Annotated in this window: 15 protein-coding genes; 2 read left to right on the top strand and 13 right to left on the bottom strand. The window is 42.6% G+C overall.

Features of this window, described 5'->3' with window-relative positions; translation table 11 throughout:
* Positions 1-59: 59 nt before the first annotated feature.
* The 4 genes from JOC33_RS15750 to JOC33_RS15735 all read right to left on the bottom strand — a co-directional run bounded on the left by JOC33_RS15750 (position 60) and on the right by JOC33_RS15735 (position 4,375).
* Positions 60-854: an ATP-binding cassette domain-containing protein gene (locus JOC33_RS15750; RefSeq protein ID WP_205093501.1), complete on the bottom strand. Its 795-nt coding sequence runs from the start codon at positions 852-854 to the stop codon at positions 60-62.
* On the bottom strand, positions 838-1,854 hold the full coding sequence (locus JOC33_RS15745; protein ID WP_205093500.1) for an ABC transporter permease subunit: 1,017 nt from the start codon (positions 1,852-1,854) through the stop codon (positions 838-840). Before JOC33_RS15745 ends, JOC33_RS15750 begins: the two co-directional genes overlap by 17 nt.
* Before the next feature lie 19 nt (positions 1,855-1,873).
* Positions 1,874-2,863 (bottom strand): ABC transporter substrate-binding protein, encoded by a 990-nt coding sequence (locus tag JOC33_RS15740; protein WP_205093499.1) that lies wholly within the window; start codon positions 2,861-2,863, stop codon positions 1,874-1,876.
* Positions 2,864-3,415: 552 nt separating this feature from the next.
* The gene (locus JOC33_RS15735) at positions 3,416-4,375 is read right to left on the bottom strand and encodes an NAD(P)H-dependent flavin oxidoreductase (protein ID WP_205093498.1); all 960 of its coding nucleotides are present in this window, start codon (positions 4,373-4,375) and stop codon (positions 3,416-3,418) included.
* A gap of 69 nt (positions 4,376-4,444) precedes the next feature.
* Between JOC33_RS15735 and JOC33_RS15730 the strand changes: the two genes are divergently transcribed.
* Positions 4,445-4,963: a gamma carbonic anhydrase family protein gene (locus tag JOC33_RS15730; RefSeq protein WP_205093497.1), complete on the top strand. Its 519-nt coding sequence runs from the start codon at positions 4,445-4,447 to the stop codon at positions 4,961-4,963.
* A gap of 60 nt (positions 4,964-5,023) precedes the next feature.
* On the opposite strand, the gene paaX is transcribed toward JOC33_RS15730, so the two are convergent.
* On the bottom strand, positions 5,024-5,908 hold the full coding sequence (gene paaX, locus JOC33_RS15725) for a phenylacetic acid degradation operon negative regulatory protein PaaX (protein WP_205093608.1): 885 nt from the start codon (positions 5,906-5,908) through the stop codon (positions 5,024-5,026).
* A 113-nt stretch (positions 5,909-6,021) separates the two neighbouring features.
* Positions 6,022-6,627 carry a M15 family metallopeptidase gene (locus tag JOC33_RS15720; protein WP_239534247.1) on the bottom strand — a complete coding sequence of 202 codons (606 nt, stop codon included), beginning with the start codon at positions 6,625-6,627 and terminating at the stop codon, positions 6,022-6,024.
* 296 nt (positions 6,628-6,923) lie between these two features.
* Between JOC33_RS15720 and JOC33_RS15715 the strand changes: the two genes are divergently transcribed.
* A complete protein-coding gene (locus tag JOC33_RS15715) occupies positions 6,924-7,601 on the top strand; it encodes a serine/threonine protein kinase (protein WP_205093496.1) in 678 nt (225 codons plus the stop codon).
* A 46-nt stretch (positions 7,602-7,647) separates the two neighbouring features.
* On the opposite strand, the gene JOC33_RS15710 is transcribed toward JOC33_RS15715, so the two are convergent.
* The 7 genes from JOC33_RS15710 to JOC33_RS15680 form a co-directional block, all read right to left on the bottom strand.
* A complete protein-coding gene (locus JOC33_RS15710; protein ID WP_205093495.1) occupies positions 7,648-9,186 on the bottom strand; it encodes a BCCT family transporter in 1,539 nt (512 codons plus the stop codon).
* A gap of 189 nt (positions 9,187-9,375) precedes the next feature.
* Positions 9,376-9,981: a YpjP family protein gene (locus JOC33_RS15705; protein ID WP_205093494.1), complete on the bottom strand. Its 606-nt coding sequence runs from the start codon at positions 9,979-9,981 to the stop codon at positions 9,376-9,378.
* An 80-nt stretch (positions 9,982-10,061) separates the two neighbouring features.
* Positions 10,062-10,541 carry a GNAT family N-acetyltransferase gene (locus JOC33_RS15700; RefSeq protein ID WP_205093493.1) on the bottom strand — a complete coding sequence of 160 codons (480 nt, stop codon included), beginning with the start codon at positions 10,539-10,541 and terminating at the stop codon, positions 10,062-10,064.
* A gap of 174 nt (positions 10,542-10,715) precedes the next feature.
* Positions 10,716-11,741, bottom strand: coding sequence for a serine hydrolase domain-containing protein (locus tag JOC33_RS15695; protein WP_239534246.1), 1,026 nt, complete (start codon positions 11,739-11,741; stop codon positions 10,716-10,718).
* Positions 11,742-11,864: 123 nt separating this feature from the next.
* Positions 11,865-12,812 (bottom strand): ATP-grasp domain-containing protein, encoded by a 948-nt coding sequence (locus tag JOC33_RS15690; RefSeq protein WP_205093491.1) that lies wholly within the window; start codon positions 12,810-12,812, stop codon positions 11,865-11,867.
* A gap of 280 nt (positions 12,813-13,092) precedes the next feature.
* Positions 13,093-14,103, bottom strand: coding sequence for a FecCD family ABC transporter permease (locus JOC33_RS15685; protein ID WP_205093490.1), 1,011 nt, complete (start codon positions 14,101-14,103; stop codon positions 13,093-13,095).
* Entirely contained in the window at positions 14,100-15,116 is a 1,017-nt protein-coding gene (locus JOC33_RS15680; protein WP_205093489.1) for a FecCD family ABC transporter permease, read from the bottom strand. Before JOC33_RS15680 ends, JOC33_RS15685 begins: the two co-directional genes overlap by 4 nt.
* Positions 15,117-15,167: the final 51 nt, after the last annotated feature.

The following is a 15,167-nucleotide window of genomic DNA, read 5'->3' as shown; positions in this document are numbered from 1 at the left end:
AAAAATGCCTGAGTGGCATTTTCCTGCATTGGTGAACTCCTGCTCCAGATATCAACGTGTTAACTTAATAACGCCCGATCACTTGCCAGCTGTTCCCCACGGATGCGCTGGAACTCAGCCAACAGCTTCTTTACAGTCAGTTTCTTCTTCTCTTCTTCATCAACTTCTAAAATAATCTGACCTTTATCCATCATGATGAGACGATTACCAAGGTCCAAAGCCTGCTGCATGTTATGAGTGACCATCAACGTGGTCAGCTTGTACTTATCGACTATTTCATTTGTCAGATTAGTAATCAGCGATGCTCTGGATGGGTCGAGAGCAGCTGTATGTTCATCCAAAAGTAAAATAGCCTGCTCCGTAAAGGTGGCCATTAGCAGGGACAGTGCCTGGCGCTCCCCTCCGGATAGTAATCCAACCTTTACATTCAAACGATTTTCAAGTCCTAGATGAAGGGTTTCAAGCACTTCCTTAAAATAAGCCCGGCGGCTCTTCGTAACTCCTTTTCTTAAAGTGCGCGTTTTATTTCGGGAGAACGCCATCGCAAGGTTCTCTTCAATTGTCATGGAAGGCGCAGTCCCTGCCATTGGATCCTGGAAAACTCTTCCGATCATCTTCGATCGTTTATATTCAGGAACCATGGCAACTTCTTTATCAGCAAGTTTTACCAGACCAGTATCCGGCAGCAGCACCCCAGACACCACATTCATTAAAGTGGACTTCCCTGCACCGTTACTGCCTATGACTGTGATGAAGTCCCCTTTCTCCATGGTAAGATTGATATCATCGAGGGCAACTTTTTCATCAGGTGTACCTTCATTGAATACCTTATGGATTCTATTTAGCTGCAGCACTTTGATCATCCTTTCCATCAACAGGTATCTCGAGCATTCTTTCCTGCTGCTTCAGTTTCCGTCGCTTTTTCTCCTTCTGCCTGTCAATGATACGCGGCATGATAAGGGCAAGAATAACGATTGCAGCGGTAATCATTTTCATGTCGCCTGTCTCAAGAAACTCAACCCGCAAGGCAAGGCTGACGACAATCCTATAGATGATTGCTCCTCCAATGACAGCAAGAGTCGTTCTGGCAATTGTCTTTGTCCCGAACAACGCTTCACCGATAATGACAGAGGCTAACCCGATGATGATCATTCCGATACCCATACCTACATCGGCGAAAGAACCATATTGGGCAATCAGTGCTCCGGAGAAAGCTACCATGGCATTTGATAAACCCAGGCCCAGGATGACGAGTAAGTTGGTATTCGCTGAAAGACTGCGGATCATCCGTTTGTTATCACCTGTAGCCCGAACAGCTAATCCTATTTCCGTCTTCAGGAAACGGTCGGTGAGAAACTTGATCAGGAGGGTTATCAGAATCATGAAAAACAATATTGACCAGGTGGATGGTGCACTGTCCCCGAGACCAATCAGTGCAAGTCCATTATTCAATACTTCATCAATACCCAGTCCTTCCCAAAAATCAGTAACTAAGGTGAATGACGTGTCCTGGTTCAGCAATGGGACATTTGACTTTCCCATTATTCGAAGATTGATAGAATATAAGGCGATCATCATAAGTATCCCCGATAATAAGGAATTGATTTTACCTATCGTATGCAGAATTCCGGTAATACATCCGGCAATAAACCCGGCCCCTAACGCAACCAGAGTGGCGACAAATGGGTTGCTGCCATTGACAATCATAATGGCGGCAACCGCAGCACCTGTAACAAAACTGCCATCAACGGTAAGATCGGGAAAATCTAATATCCTGAATGATAAATAGACTCCCAGGGCCATAATTGCGTATATGATGCCTGATTCTACGGATCCAAACATTGCGGTAAACACTAAGAATCATCCTTTCAGCTTATTCTGCCTCGTAGAACTCAGCAATTTCGCCCCATTCTTCCTTTACTTCCACACCTTGTTTTTCGGCAGCTTCCTTGTTGATTACGAGTTTTAAGCTTTTCGGATAGGAAACAGGTATTTCAGAAGGTTCTTTCTCGCCTTTTAAGATTTGGACTGCCATTTCTCCAGTTTCATAGCCAAGATCTTCATAATTGAATCCGCTTCCTGCTATTGCACCGCGAGCTACAGAGTCAAGGTCTCCGGCAAAGAGTGGGATATCCTCTGTCTGCGCAACATCAACGACTGATTCAAAGGCAGAAACGACTGTATTGTCAGTAGGAATATAGATAGCATCTGCACGACCGACCAAGGATTCAGCAGCCTGCTTTACCTCGGCGGAGGTAGATACAGAGGCTTCTACAAGTTCAACGTTTGTACCTTTTAATATTTCTTTAATTGTTTCCACCTGCACAGCAGAATTTTGTTCACCTGAATTGTAAACAACGCCGATTGATTTAACTTGAAGCTCTTCAACAATAAAGTTAATTGTTTTTGGAATGGCATCCGGGTGAGTATCTGAAGTTCCTGTAATATTTTCACCAGGCTTATCGAAGGATTCTACCAGACCAGCCCCGATAGGGTCAGTAACGGATGTGAAAATGATAGGAATCTCTTTCGTGGCATTCAGAGCGCTCTGGGCACTCGGTGTAGCATTTGCGAAAATCATATCAACATTATCGCCGACAAAGTTGTTAGCAATAGTCTGGGCATTATTCATATCTCCCTGGGCGATCTGCACATCATATGTAACATTCTCGCCTTCCACATACCCATTGTCAGCAAGCGCCTTTTTAAAACCTTCAAAAGCCGCATCCAAGGACGGATGTTCCACAATCTGAGTGACACCGATGGTCACTTTTTCATCACCTGAAGCATCACTATTACATCCCGCAAGCAATGTCATGCTCAACATTAAAAGCAATGCGATCCCAACTAATCCCTTTTTCATTTTGGTCCCCCTTGTTTTGATTTAATGAGTATATCAATGCTGCTGAAGCCCTTCCCCCTCTTCAGGAAGCATTTCTACCAAAATTTATGATAGACAACATGCATAACGTAATATTACCGTTATACTATCATTTCCACCAGAAATCGTCAATTTATTTTCAGAATATTTATTATTATTTTATAATTATATAGTTCTACTTTTTAAGTCAAAATTCCTGTAAAACCAAGGGAATAATGAAACAAAAGCGCAAGCGCCTTGCTCACCCCCGACTAGTTTAAGCCAAGCTCGTCGTGACGTTTTCTGTCACAGAGAGAATCGGCTTAAAACCTCGAGGGGGTAGGCGCTGAAGCTGGATGAAACAAAAGCGGAAGCGCCTGCTCACCCCGACTAGTTTAAGCCAAGCCTCGTCGTGACGGTCTCTGTCACAGAGAGGATCGGCTTAAAACCTCGAGGGGGTAGGCGCTGGAGCTGGATGAAACAAAAGGCTTATCCACTACCACCCCTTTTTATAATTTCGTAGACAGAGAAAAAACCCACGGGTTGCTCCGCAGGTCATAACTCATTTTGGAAAATATTATGTAATTGACTGATTCTTTGTTTAGCGTCTTCTATCATGGAAGCAAACAACTGTGCAACAGTAGGAACATCGGAAACCAGGCCGGAAACCTGTCCTCCATTTATGAATCCCTGCCCCAGCTTTCCTTCTATAGCACCGATTTTATGGTATTTTTCAGAAGTCATTTCGGCAAACTCCTCCGGCGGAACACCTGCTTTCTCCTTTTCAAGCAGTTCTTCGGCATAAGGAGTTTTCATAACGCGGCGAACTTGTCCGACTGATCTGCCGACAACCACTGTATCGTTATCTTTAGCGTTAAGCAGCGCTTGTTTATACGCTTGGTGAAACGGAGCTTCTTCCGTCGCGATAAGACGCGTGCCCATTTGTACTCCACTGGCTCCAAGAGTGAGCAGTGCTGCCAATGATTTGCCGTCTCCTACCCCGCCTGCTGCAACCACTGGTACATCCACTGCCCTGATTATTTGGGGAATCAGCGTAAGCGTTGTCAGTTCCAGATTAGAATTGATACCTGCCGCTTCATACCCTTCCGCTACAATGATATCAGCCCCAGCCTGCTCTGCTTTCACAGCTTGTTTTACTGACGCAGTCACCGTTATCACTTTAATGCCATGTTCCTTCAGAGTTGGGATTATCGGCACTGGATTGCCTGCTGATAAGGAAACGACCGGTACTTCATGTTTGATGATAAGATTTAACACTTCTTTTAAATATGGGGTCACTTTAATTGGAACATTTACAGCTATCGGCTTTTGGGTACGCTTTTTCGTATCGATTATAATGGCTTCCAGTTCCTGTGGTTCCATGGTGCCTGCACCAATAGTGCCAAGGCCACCGGCTTCTGAAACAGCCGCAGTTAATGGTGCATTGCTGATATTGCCCATGCCACCTTGTAAAATAGGATAGTCGATGTCCAAAAACTCGCAAAGATATCTCATGATTTTCCTCCTTCGTATAATTAATGTTATAATATTTTTAATCTTTTCACAATAATAAGGAGGAATAAGATGATTCACAAATATGGCGGGAAAATACCACAAGTAGACGATAGTGTATTTATGGCCCCGGGGGCTCATGTTATTGGCGATGTGTCTATTGGAAAAGAATCCAGCATCTGGTTTAACGCTGTTTTGCGCGGGGACGAAGCTCCGATTCATATCGGCGAACGCTGTAGTATCCAGGACAATGCCACTTGCCACCTTTATGAGGAGCATCCGCTGGTGGTAAAGAACGAAGTCACTGTCGGACATAATGTTATCCTTCATGGCTGTACGGTAGAAAACCGCTGTATCATTGGCATGGGATCCACCATTCTTGATGGGGCTGTTATTGGAGAAGCGTCGATCATCGGGGCAAACACATTAATTCCGCCTGGTAAAAAAATTCCTCCTCGTTCTTTAGTTGTTGGTTCGCCCGGAAAAGTAGTCAGGGAGCTTGATGAGAAGGACTTCGAATTAATTCAGCTGTCCATCGATACATATGTCCAAAAAGGAAAGCAGTATAGGGAGGATATAACAGACAGCTGAGAGTCTTCATATTTACAATTAAAAAAAGGAGACAGCGAGCTTTGCCCTGTCTCCTTTTTTCTATGCTTTGTTCTCCATCATCAGTGGGTGCTGCATGGCATTATAGGATTTATCTTTGTGCTTGATTTCATTTCCCTCTTTGAAAACCTGCTCAAAAAAACGGGATGCCGGTTCAGCAAGCACCTTATAGTAATCACTGAATAAGGTACCTGCATGACTGCCAAGCCACTTTTCCGGAAGCAGTTCTTCCGGAAGGCCAGGATCGACAAACAAGAATTTCCGGTATTCATGCACAAGGCTGGTGCGTTCCACAAAGCATTCCGCGTCTGTCATTTCGCCTTTCTGGATTTTGTTTTTATCGATGATAAACTTTTGGCTGTAATAGGAAATGAATTCGTTGTACTTCTGGTTGATCTCATCAAGATTCCAGCATTTCTCCACTAATTCCTTATTATCAGCAGGACCCTTATATTCGGAAATGAAAAAATCCACGTAAGGTTCTATTTCGTATTTTTCGATTAAGTCAGCTACCTGTTTTTCCAAGCTGCTCGGGGAAATCCAGGTACTATTGGACATTGCTCCAAACCCGCTCCACACTAATTCTTTACGGAACTCGTCCCGGGCATTTCTTCGTGTCTCGGGAATAGTATACATAAGCATCCGCCATTTACCATCCCATTGTTCAGGCTTGAATTTAAAGATACGCTGGGCGGCCTCTTCCATTCTTCTGACTCCGCGTTCCGTTAAATAATAATAACTTTTATTGCCTTTTTTATTGGACTCTACCCATCCTTGTTTGTACATCCTGGAAATTGCAGCACGTACAGCCTGTTCATTATGGCCGAATTCTTTTAAAAGGCGTATTAAACTCCCTATCCAGATTTCACTGCCGTAATGACGGATATAATCACCATAAAGCGTAAAAACCATTGACCGTGTATTCATACCCATCCATCTAACCTCTTTCCAGTTAACTATAGGTTCGCTCTTAATTGTCAGAAAATAATGATAACATATCCATGACGTTTTTGCAACGCAGCGAAAATAAACGTTATTAATTAACCCTCATTTCCTCCCTGCTCTTCTGATTTTTCCTCAAGTATGTCCGGACGAAAGCCCATTTGCAATTCTCTGATGCTGTAGCCCATATCCAGCTGGAGGTGGGGATAATCCTTGAATCGCTCCCAATCACCACCCCATTCGAAACCGAGGCTTTTGGCAATCGATACGACTTCCATCCAGTCAGACTTTCCATTATCGTTGCCATCATAGGCGGTATTCCAGATTACTTTCCCTTTATCATTGCGTAAAGCGAAATCAATTGCCAACCCATAATTATGATAAGACTCGCCGCCTTCTGCATAAGTGACGATATTGCCTTCCTGAGATCGACCGCGTTTATAAAGAGCGTTTTGTTCCTCTTTTGACCTTAACCCTTCTGTGATGACAACCTTAATCCCTTTCTCTTCTGCTTTCTCTATTAATATATCCTTTTTTTCCGCGACTTTAGGGTGAAGTTTCTCGGGCATCGGGGCGTTCGGGTCAGGTAGTTCTGGCAGGGAAGGCTGCCAACCGTCTTCCCCATCTATAAAAAGGACAATAATAAACCCTATGGTCATTAACATGATAAGCCATGCAACGACATTATTAATTTTCCTAAACAATGAATTCCCTCATTTTAAAAAATATTTAATAATCAACATAATTCTATTAAAGATGCAACAGGCAGCCATGACAAATAATTCGCATCGGAAGCAGGTAAAGTGTTTTACATTTATTTAAAAACTTAATAGCCTGACAGAGAGCAGAAAAATACTAAAGATATCATAAGTGGTGGTAAAATAGAGTCAGAAAGTGACCTCATACTTCCTCAATTTGGAAGCTATTCACCTACACATAAGGGTCACAAATCCCGAATAGTATAAACAAGCAAATAAATTAATAGAAGGGCGTTGGTCAAATGGCCAAAGATTGGCATACAGCAGCTCATGCATTAACCAGTATCCAGATCTCTGCGACCCCCAACAATGGACCTGTCACTATCACAGGAAGTGCAGATGGCTTGCGTTGTATCGGAGTGGGGACAGATGCGGCTGTATTCCGCCATATGGAAGCCCCGGCGTATGCCTTTAAGTTATATGCACAGGAAAAACAATATAAAAAAGAGATTGAACAGAGGATCTATCAACAGTTAGGAGAACTCCCGACACTTTCACGCTTGCATGCTGCTGGTGATAATTTCCTTGTTCTTCATTATGAGCCGGGACCTACACTTTACGATTGCCTGTTGCAAGGTATCCATATTCCCGGACAGGCTATTAAGGATGTCAATGATACAAGAGCATACATTCGGCAAAAAGGTCTAAACCCGCGTGATATTCATTTAAAAAACATCATTTTGCAAGATGGACGTGCAAAAATCCTGGATTTGTCAGAATACGAAAATCCAGGAAATGATTTCAGATGGGAGCACCTTGCCAAAGGATATGCTGCGTACTATCACTACATCGATGGTAAGCCGATTCCATTCTGGCTGCTGGAAACAATCAGGAAATGGTATAACCAGACAGCCGATGAAACCTTCACTTTAGACGAGTTCATGCGGAAAATTGCCAGGTTGACGTTATTCTGGAAATAATTTAATAAGCCCAAGAAACCGATTGGTTTCTTGGGCTTTTATAGTTTTAAGCGTTTGTTGGTGCATCTTCCTGTTTACCTTTTTTTCTTTTATCGACTTTTTTCTTTCTACCAACTTCTCGCCAGGCAGCTTTGTAGAATGACATTCCCATGAGTATGACAATGATGGAAAATGGTAAAGCTGCGATAATCAGCACGTTTTGCAGGCCTTGGGTTCCACCAAAATACACGATTATAGCAGCCATTGCTGAAAGAGTCAGTCCCCAGAGGATTTTCACAAAACCAGCTGGGTTAAGGGAGCCATTTGTGCTAAGCATACCAAGTACGAAAGTTGCTGAGTCGGCAGACGTAATGAAAAAGATTGCGATGACGAAAATTGTGATTAAGGACATCAGGAATCCAAGCGGATAATGATCCAGGACACCGAACGTAGCTGTTTCTAAGGCATATTTCGAAATTTGATCGATTCCATTTTGTTCCAGATTCAATGCTGAAACGCCGAACACCGCAAAGAATATAAAACATACGATAGACGGAACAAACAGCACACCAAGCATGAATTCTTTGATTGTACGTCCTCTGGAAATACGCGCAATGAATATACCCACGAATGGGGACCATGAAATCCACCATGCCCAATAGAAAATCGTCCAGCCCTTGATCCAAGTCTGGCTATCTTCATTCAAAGGAGCAATCCGGAAACTCATATCAAAGAAATTCGTTATATAACCACCAAGCGTGCTCGTGAACATATTCAAAATGTATAAAGTAGGGCCGACAATGAATAAAAGCGTTAACAGTAAAAAGGCCAGCCACATGTTAATATTGCTCAAATATTTAATACCTTTGCTGATTCCTGACCAGGCAGAAAAAACGAATAATGCCGTCGATACAGCCAATATCAATAATTGGAAGCCATAATTGCTAGGGGTGCCAAATAAGAAGGCAAGCCCTTCGTTGATTTGAGCGGACCCGAATCCTAATGTAGCAGCAACACCGACTACCGTGGCAAACACAGCTAATGTATCAATAAGCTTGCCTGGCAACCCTCCCATGCTTTTTTCTCCAAATAGAGGAACAAGTGTGGCACTTACCAAACCAGGATACCCTTTGTGGAATTTAAAATAAGCGAGGACCAAAGCAACTACTCCATAGACAGCCCATGCATGAAGTCCCCAGTGGAAAAAGGAATATTGAAGCGCTTCCTTAATTGCCTCATCTGTCCCGGTTTTAGCTTCCGGCGGACTTTTAAAAGCATGGGAAATCGGTTCAGCGGTTGTCCAGAATACCAGTCCCATTCCCATTCCGGCACTGAACAACATGGCAAACCAAGTGGGAAGGTTGAAATCAGGAGTTTCAGATTGCTTTCCAAGTTTAATGTGTCCGAACCGTGAAAATATCAAATATACACAAAACGCCAACATGATTACCACTATTAATAAATAATACCAGCCGAATACATCAGAGATATAAGATGTCACCTTACTAGAAACAGTTTCCAATTGATTTGGTTCTACTGCTCCCCATACGACAAAAATTGCACAAAGTATAATTGCGTACCAAAACACTGCAGATACATTCTTCATTAAAAAACACCTCGTAAGAGTAATTATTTTTACGGACATAGAACTATAAGTATATACCACTATCTTTAGAAAACAAACACCCACCTTTTTGAAAAATCTGAAGATAACTGCCTATGGAAGTGCAAAAAAAGTCCCAGGTAAGATGCGAACCCACCCGAGACTCCGTGTTTATTTCCATATTGTTTTTACTCAAGCCATCCATTTAGGAGGAGTATTTTTGTCCCAATAAACCTCACCAATGGTATGGTGCTTTTCAAAATTATCATCACGCAAATGATAATGGAAATTGAACCAATATCCTTCCCCCGGGCGTTTATCCCGCCTGACATGGAACTTGGCCAGCTCCTCACCTGTACGATAATCGTACAAGTTAAAAATTTTCTCTCCATAACCAGGAGACAACTCTTCGGTTATCTCATAATATGGTACTTCATCCCCTGCATGAGTTATTATGTTATGGATTACTTCTTCCATTTCAGGAAAAATCGTATCCGTTATCTCATGTTCTACTTTGGAGATGATTTTCGGTCCAAGTTTGGTTACAGTCTGTGTTTTCGCCCTCTCTGCAACCACATCAATGGGATTTTCCCCGATGTCCTCTAATAAATTATCCAGTTGTTGATCTTCATCTACACCGGCAGACGAAGTGATGAGAGCTTCATTATGGTTGTTTCTTGAGGAAGAGACTTCCTTACTCTCTGCAGCATCTGCTTCCAAGTAAGTCGGTGGAATATACATGCCCAATGTTAATATGGCCACAAGTATGACAGATATTTTCCTCAACCAATGCTCCATGCGCTTATCCCCTCACCATATGTACTATCTTAAATTGTATCATTTTTCTAACAAAAGTCTATTAATCTACTGGAATTTTGTTAGAAAGTCAACTTCATTGTCCATGATGTCCCAGAGATTCCCACCTTTACAAATCCAAATTTTGTATATAGTTGGATAGCAGCAGTGTTATCAGGATCGACACTCAGTGATAAAGCTGAATAACCATCCTGTCTTGCCTGGTCGATTAATTTTGCCATCAGGGATGATGCGACCCCTTTCCCTCTGGCAGCTTGCCGGACAGCAATACCCAGCTCCGGAGTATGGCTATCCACAAACCCGTATCCTTTGTTGTTCTCTTCAAATAACCGATACCAGGAAGCCCCCAGCATGTTACCATCAGAATCGACTGCCAGGTATGCTCTGTCTGTCTTCCTTCCCCATTCCTCATTATACTTTTTGATTGCTGGCTCGTTGAGAAGCTCGCTCTTTGGGGGTTTATCTTTTGGTATGTGGATCGATTCATACATCATATCCATCAGGAATTCATAATCGGGCTCGGTTATTTTTCTAATCAGCATAAAAGCACCTCCTGTTATCACTGGATTTCATAATTTTTTCATAACTTGCTAAATTCCACTTGAATAAGAACGTACGTTCTGTTATGCTTGTTTTAGTAAAAGGCAGCAGACTCAGTGAATGGTCTCCCCAACTGTCTCACAGTGCTTATGCTGCCTTTACTTCTCGGCCAGTATCTATTTATCCATTAATATTTCAATTCTCTTCATTATGTCTAATGTATCTGCTTCGTTATTAGCGGTAATGACGAGCTTCACGTTAGATTCAGGATAGTATGATGAATGGAATCTTACTCCAGGATCATAGCCCATTACTTGATACTTATAAACTGATTTTTCTTTTCTGATAACCCAAACCCCATAGCCGTAGTACATCTCTTTATTCACATGAACATAGGGATGGATAAGCTTCCTTGTCATATCTTCACTCAATAGCAGACGGTCAGAGATTGCCTCCCATAATTTAATCATATCAGGAGCGGATATAATCGCTCCTCCATCAGCCCCGCCCTTTATAGGAATCGAATAAATATTAGTCACCCACGTGCCATCTTCCTTATCTATGTAGCCGATAGCCGTATTTTCCGGAAGCTGATCCAATGCGTAGTATCCAGAGTCCTTCATCCCGGTCCGCTCAAAAATATGATGTTCCACATAATTTGTAAAGCTTGTCCCTGTTACGGCTTCTACAATTAAGCCTAAGAGAATATAACCAGCATTATTATAATGGAACCTTTCCCCCGGTGGAAATTTCATTTTTTCGTATTGAAAAAAAGGCAGAAAACTGTGGTGATTGTCCATGGTATACATAGGTTTATGTTTCCATAGGTCTGCAAAGTCCTCCATCACTTCCTCATCAAAATAATCAGGTATACCTGAACGGTGGGTAAGCAGGTGATCAATGGTCACCGATTTATTAAAATATGGAAACTCTATATCCAGACAGTCTTCCAAATGCAAATCAGGTGATATCATTCCTTGTTCCACTAACTGACAGATGGCAATGGCAGTAAATAATTTGCAGCCTGAAGCTATTCCGAAACGAGTGTGACTGTTGTTAGAAATACGCTCACTCCGGTTGGCGAATCCGCGTGTGATTTCCAAACACCAGTCATCATTTTGTTTTAATATTACCGTACCGGAAAGTTTTTTTTCATCAACAATATTTTCTATTCTTTCCTTTAAATCCTGTTCATGTAACAATGATTTCCCCTCCACCAAATGCATTATATTTTTTCACTAATTCGTGTTTGAAGGTAATTTTTCCTCTTTAGTGAAGTAAAAAAGGCACACCCGGTGTTGGATGTGCCTCTGCTTATAATTTTCTCAAATTTTCACACCAGTCTCCTGCAATTTTTCTCCAAGGTATTTGGCTAATTGCAGCATGCCGTATTCATCTGCAGCAGCTTCTGCATCTGAGTTATAATTTGTGTTCGTATTAACATCATACGTATATAAGTTTCCGTCCTTATCCATAATCGCTTCAATGCCTGCAACATCGATTTTGTTTTCTTGCAGGAATCGTTCATATTTATTCAATATTTGTGGTGCATAGTTTTCCAGAATTTCAAACTTTGCTCCCTGCGATTCTTTATTATCTGTAGGGCAATACATATCGTCTATAGTACAAGCATCCGCCGGGCAAAGCTCAAACCCTTCAGAAGTATCGACTTTCACAGCATAAAAGAATTTACCGCCGATGAATTCATGGCGGACAATATAAGGTTCGGGTGCTTCAATGTATTGCTGTATGAGTGTAATGCCGTCGATGGGTGTATCGAAGTCATCACTATAAACGTATTCTTTCAAGGCCTCCAGGGAATGGAACAACTGGACTCCCTGCCCTTTTCCTGCCCGGTTGTGTTTAGTGATAAAAGGATACATATCCAGTCTCTTTGCAGCTTTAATGATATTATCTTTTCCAACTGCTGTAACGGTCTTCGGTGTGGTGATGCCAGACTGGTTCAATGCCATATACTGATTAACTTTACTTACTTCCAACCGTAGTGCCCTGCTGCCATTCAATACCACCCTGCCGCTTCTATCCAGCCATGCAAGGACTGCTTCAGCAAACTCAGGGGCGAATCGGTGGCCCCTTGTATGGGAGGAAGCACTCATTCGGTTATAAAAAACTCCGTCTGGAGGTTCTGCTGATAAATCAATTATTCCTTCATCCAGGTGCCAAAGCTCATACGGAAGATTCAATTCTTCTAAACGATCCGTCAAGTGCTCCGTCCATTCGTCATTTTCGTGGATCACATATATTTTGGACATTCACTTTCTCCTTTCAGAAATGCGTTTAATAGTATTATAACATATAAGACCGACTTCTTTACTTGGTTTTAAAACCAAAAGCGGAAGTCCCTTGACCCCATCTAAATGTTTCAGACAAGCCTCACCTTGACGCAAATTGTCACAGAGAGAATTGGCTTAAGACCTTGAGGGGGGAGTCGCTGAAACAGGATGCAGCCGCTTTAATGGTTGATCTACAACAACCCTTTTTCTGATTTTCTATAAACTAAAAAAGCTCCCGAACCTTCTTCGGGAGCCTCGCCTATACCCTTTTCAGCAGTAAGTAAATAAAATATGGAGCACCAATCAAAGCGGCCATTATACCTGCTGGAATTCCGCTTGGATCAGCGACATTCCTGCCAATCGTATCAGCTACAAGCAAAATCCATCCACCTAACAGGATGGATAATGGCATATATAACTGACTTCGCGGTCCAATCAATGCTTTAGCTAAATGAGGTGCCATCAAGCCTATAAATGCTATTCCACCTGTAACGGATACCGCTGCGGCGGCCAGAGCGACTGCTGCCAGCAGCAGCGTAACTCTTTCTTTTTCTATAGAAAGCCCCACACCAATGGAAACTGGATCACTCATTCCAAGTAAGTTCAACCTGTTGGCTTTGAAAAGTGTAAAAGGGATCAAAAGAAACAGCCATGGCAATATGGCCCAAATGAACGGCCAATCTGTACCCCAGATATTCCCTGCCAGCCAATTAGCGATAAAATCAACTTTCTCTCTTTCCGCAGATGAAATCAAGACTACCATCGCACCAGATAAAGCCATGGAAAAACCAATGCCGACCAATACAAGCCGGATTGGCTGCATTCCTGTCGTTTTATTATAGGAAAACAAATAAATTAATACTGCAGTTAAAAATGCACCCAGAAATGCTGCAAACGGCAACATATAGACGAAAGATCCTGCTTCAATCGGGAAATATAAAAAGAAGATGGCAACAGCGACCCCGGCACCGGCATTAATCCCGATGATACCTGGGTCGGCCAGGTCATTCCTCGTAATCCCCTGAAGGATTGCTCCAGACACTGCCAATGCCATTCCTGCCAACAGTGTGATTATAATGCGGGGAAGACGAATAGAAAATAGGACAAACTCTTCTTTGAAGGTTCCTTCTCCTAAAAGAGCTGGAAGTATTCTCCCATAAGATACTGAAGAATAACCTAGTCCCAAGCTTAAAATAATGGTTACGATTATAAGCAAAAATAGTGCCAGCATAAGCAGCCGCTGTTTTTTAATAAGTGTCGGATGTATCATGAGAAAGCCTTCCCTCCTTTGCGGACAATAAACAGGAAGAAAGGAAGCCCCATTATAGAAACGACCGCAACGACTGGAGTTTCATACGGCGCATTGATCGTTCTTGCGATTGTATCAGCAAGCAGCATGAATGCCGCACCTAAAGTAGCAGACATCGGAAGGATGAAACGATAATCCGTGCCTACTAGCGGCCGGACGATATGCGGAACCATCAACCCTAGAAAAGCAATATTACCAACTAAAGATACAGATGCCCCTGTCAGCAAGATGATGATGACGAATAGTACGACCTTGATTTGAGTAATTTTCTGGCCAAGCCCTACTGCCAATTCTTCATTCAGGCTTAAAATGGTCAGCTGCCTGGACAGGAAGATAGCAATTATAATTCCGGCAACAATTACAGGAAATATCATTTGCAGTTGTCTCCAGGTAACACCAATTAGTCCGCCTGCTGTCCACATGGAAACATCCTTTGAGATATGGAAATACAAACCGACTCCTTCAGCAACAGCAAATAAAAATGCCGATACTGCTGCTCCAGCTAGTACAATCCTAAAGGGAGAAAATCCCCCCCGCTTCATTGAACCGATTCCGAATACCATCCCAGCCCCTATAGCTGATCCGATAAAACAAGCGATAGTAATACCGATGTAATCAGTCGCTGGTATAAATGCTACCGTTACAGCAAGTGCAGCATTGGCGCCAGCTGTCAAACCAAGCAGACCAGGGTCTGCCAGCGGATTCCGTGTCATTCCCTGCATGATAGCGCCTGCCACTGATAAGCCTGCCCCTACAAAGATTGCAGCCAACTCACGAGGGAGACGCAGTTCTCGTAAAATTGTTACAGTTCCAGAGTCAGAGTCTGTTGTTAAGAATATCGCTTTCCACACTTCTGACATCGTAGTATCAGCTGCTCCAAATGCCATTGCTGTGAGAAACGAAACTAAGAGTATGAGAAGGGAAAGAATGAATTTATGTATAAATGAAAAAGGGGTTATTTTTAAGTTAGTCATTGGTATCTCACTCTTCTTTACCGTAGTGAAGAAAGGGATCCCTATGAAAAG

The organism is Thalassobacillus pellis (assembly GCF_016908295.1).
Taxonomy (GTDB): domain Bacteria; phylum Bacillota; class Bacilli; order Bacillales; family Halobacillaceae; genus Thalassobacillus; species Thalassobacillus pellis.
This window is presented reverse-complemented; position numbering and strand designations above follow the sequence as displayed.

Excerpts from the sequence above, each read along its gene's own strand:
- JOC33_RS15740 (WP_205093499.1), bottom strand. The coding sequence starts at position 2,863 with ATGAAAAAGGGATTAGTTGGGATCGCATTGCTTTTAATGTTGAGCATG.
- JOC33_RS15735 (WP_205093498.1), bottom strand. The coding sequence starts at position 4,375 with ATGAGATATCTTTGCGAGTTTTTGGACATCGACTATCCTATTTTACAA.
- JOC33_RS15730 (WP_205093497.1), top strand. The coding sequence starts at position 4,445 with ATGATTCACAAATATGGCGGGAAAATACCACAAGTAGACGATAGTGTA.
- paaX (WP_205093608.1), bottom strand. The coding sequence starts at position 5,908 with ATGAATACACGGTCAATGGTTTTTACGCTTTATGGTGATTATATCCGT.
- JOC33_RS15715 (WP_205093496.1), top strand. The coding sequence starts at position 6,924 with ATGGCCAAAGATTGGCATACAGCAGCTCATGCATTAACCAGTATCCAG.
- JOC33_RS15710 (WP_205093495.1), bottom strand. The coding sequence starts at position 9,186 with ATGAAGAATGTATCTGCAGTGTTTTGGTACGCAATTATACTTTGTGCA.
- JOC33_RS15705 (WP_205093494.1), bottom strand. The coding sequence starts at position 9,981 with ATGGAGCATTGGTTGAGGAAAATATCTGTCATACTTGTGGCCATATTA.
- JOC33_RS15700 (WP_205093493.1), bottom strand. The coding sequence starts at position 10,541 with ATGCTGATTAGAAAAATAACCGAGCCCGATTATGAATTCCTGATGGAT.
- JOC33_RS15690 (WP_205093491.1), bottom strand. The coding sequence starts at position 12,812 with ATGTCCAAAATATATGTGATCCACGAAAATGACGAATGGACGGAGCAC.
- JOC33_RS15685 (WP_205093490.1), bottom strand. The coding sequence starts at position 14,103 with ATGATACATCCGACACTTATTAAAAAACAGCGGCTGCTTATGCTGGCA.
- JOC33_RS15680 (WP_205093489.1), bottom strand. The coding sequence starts at position 15,116 with ATGACTAACTTAAAAATAACCCCTTTTTCATTTATACATAAATTCATT.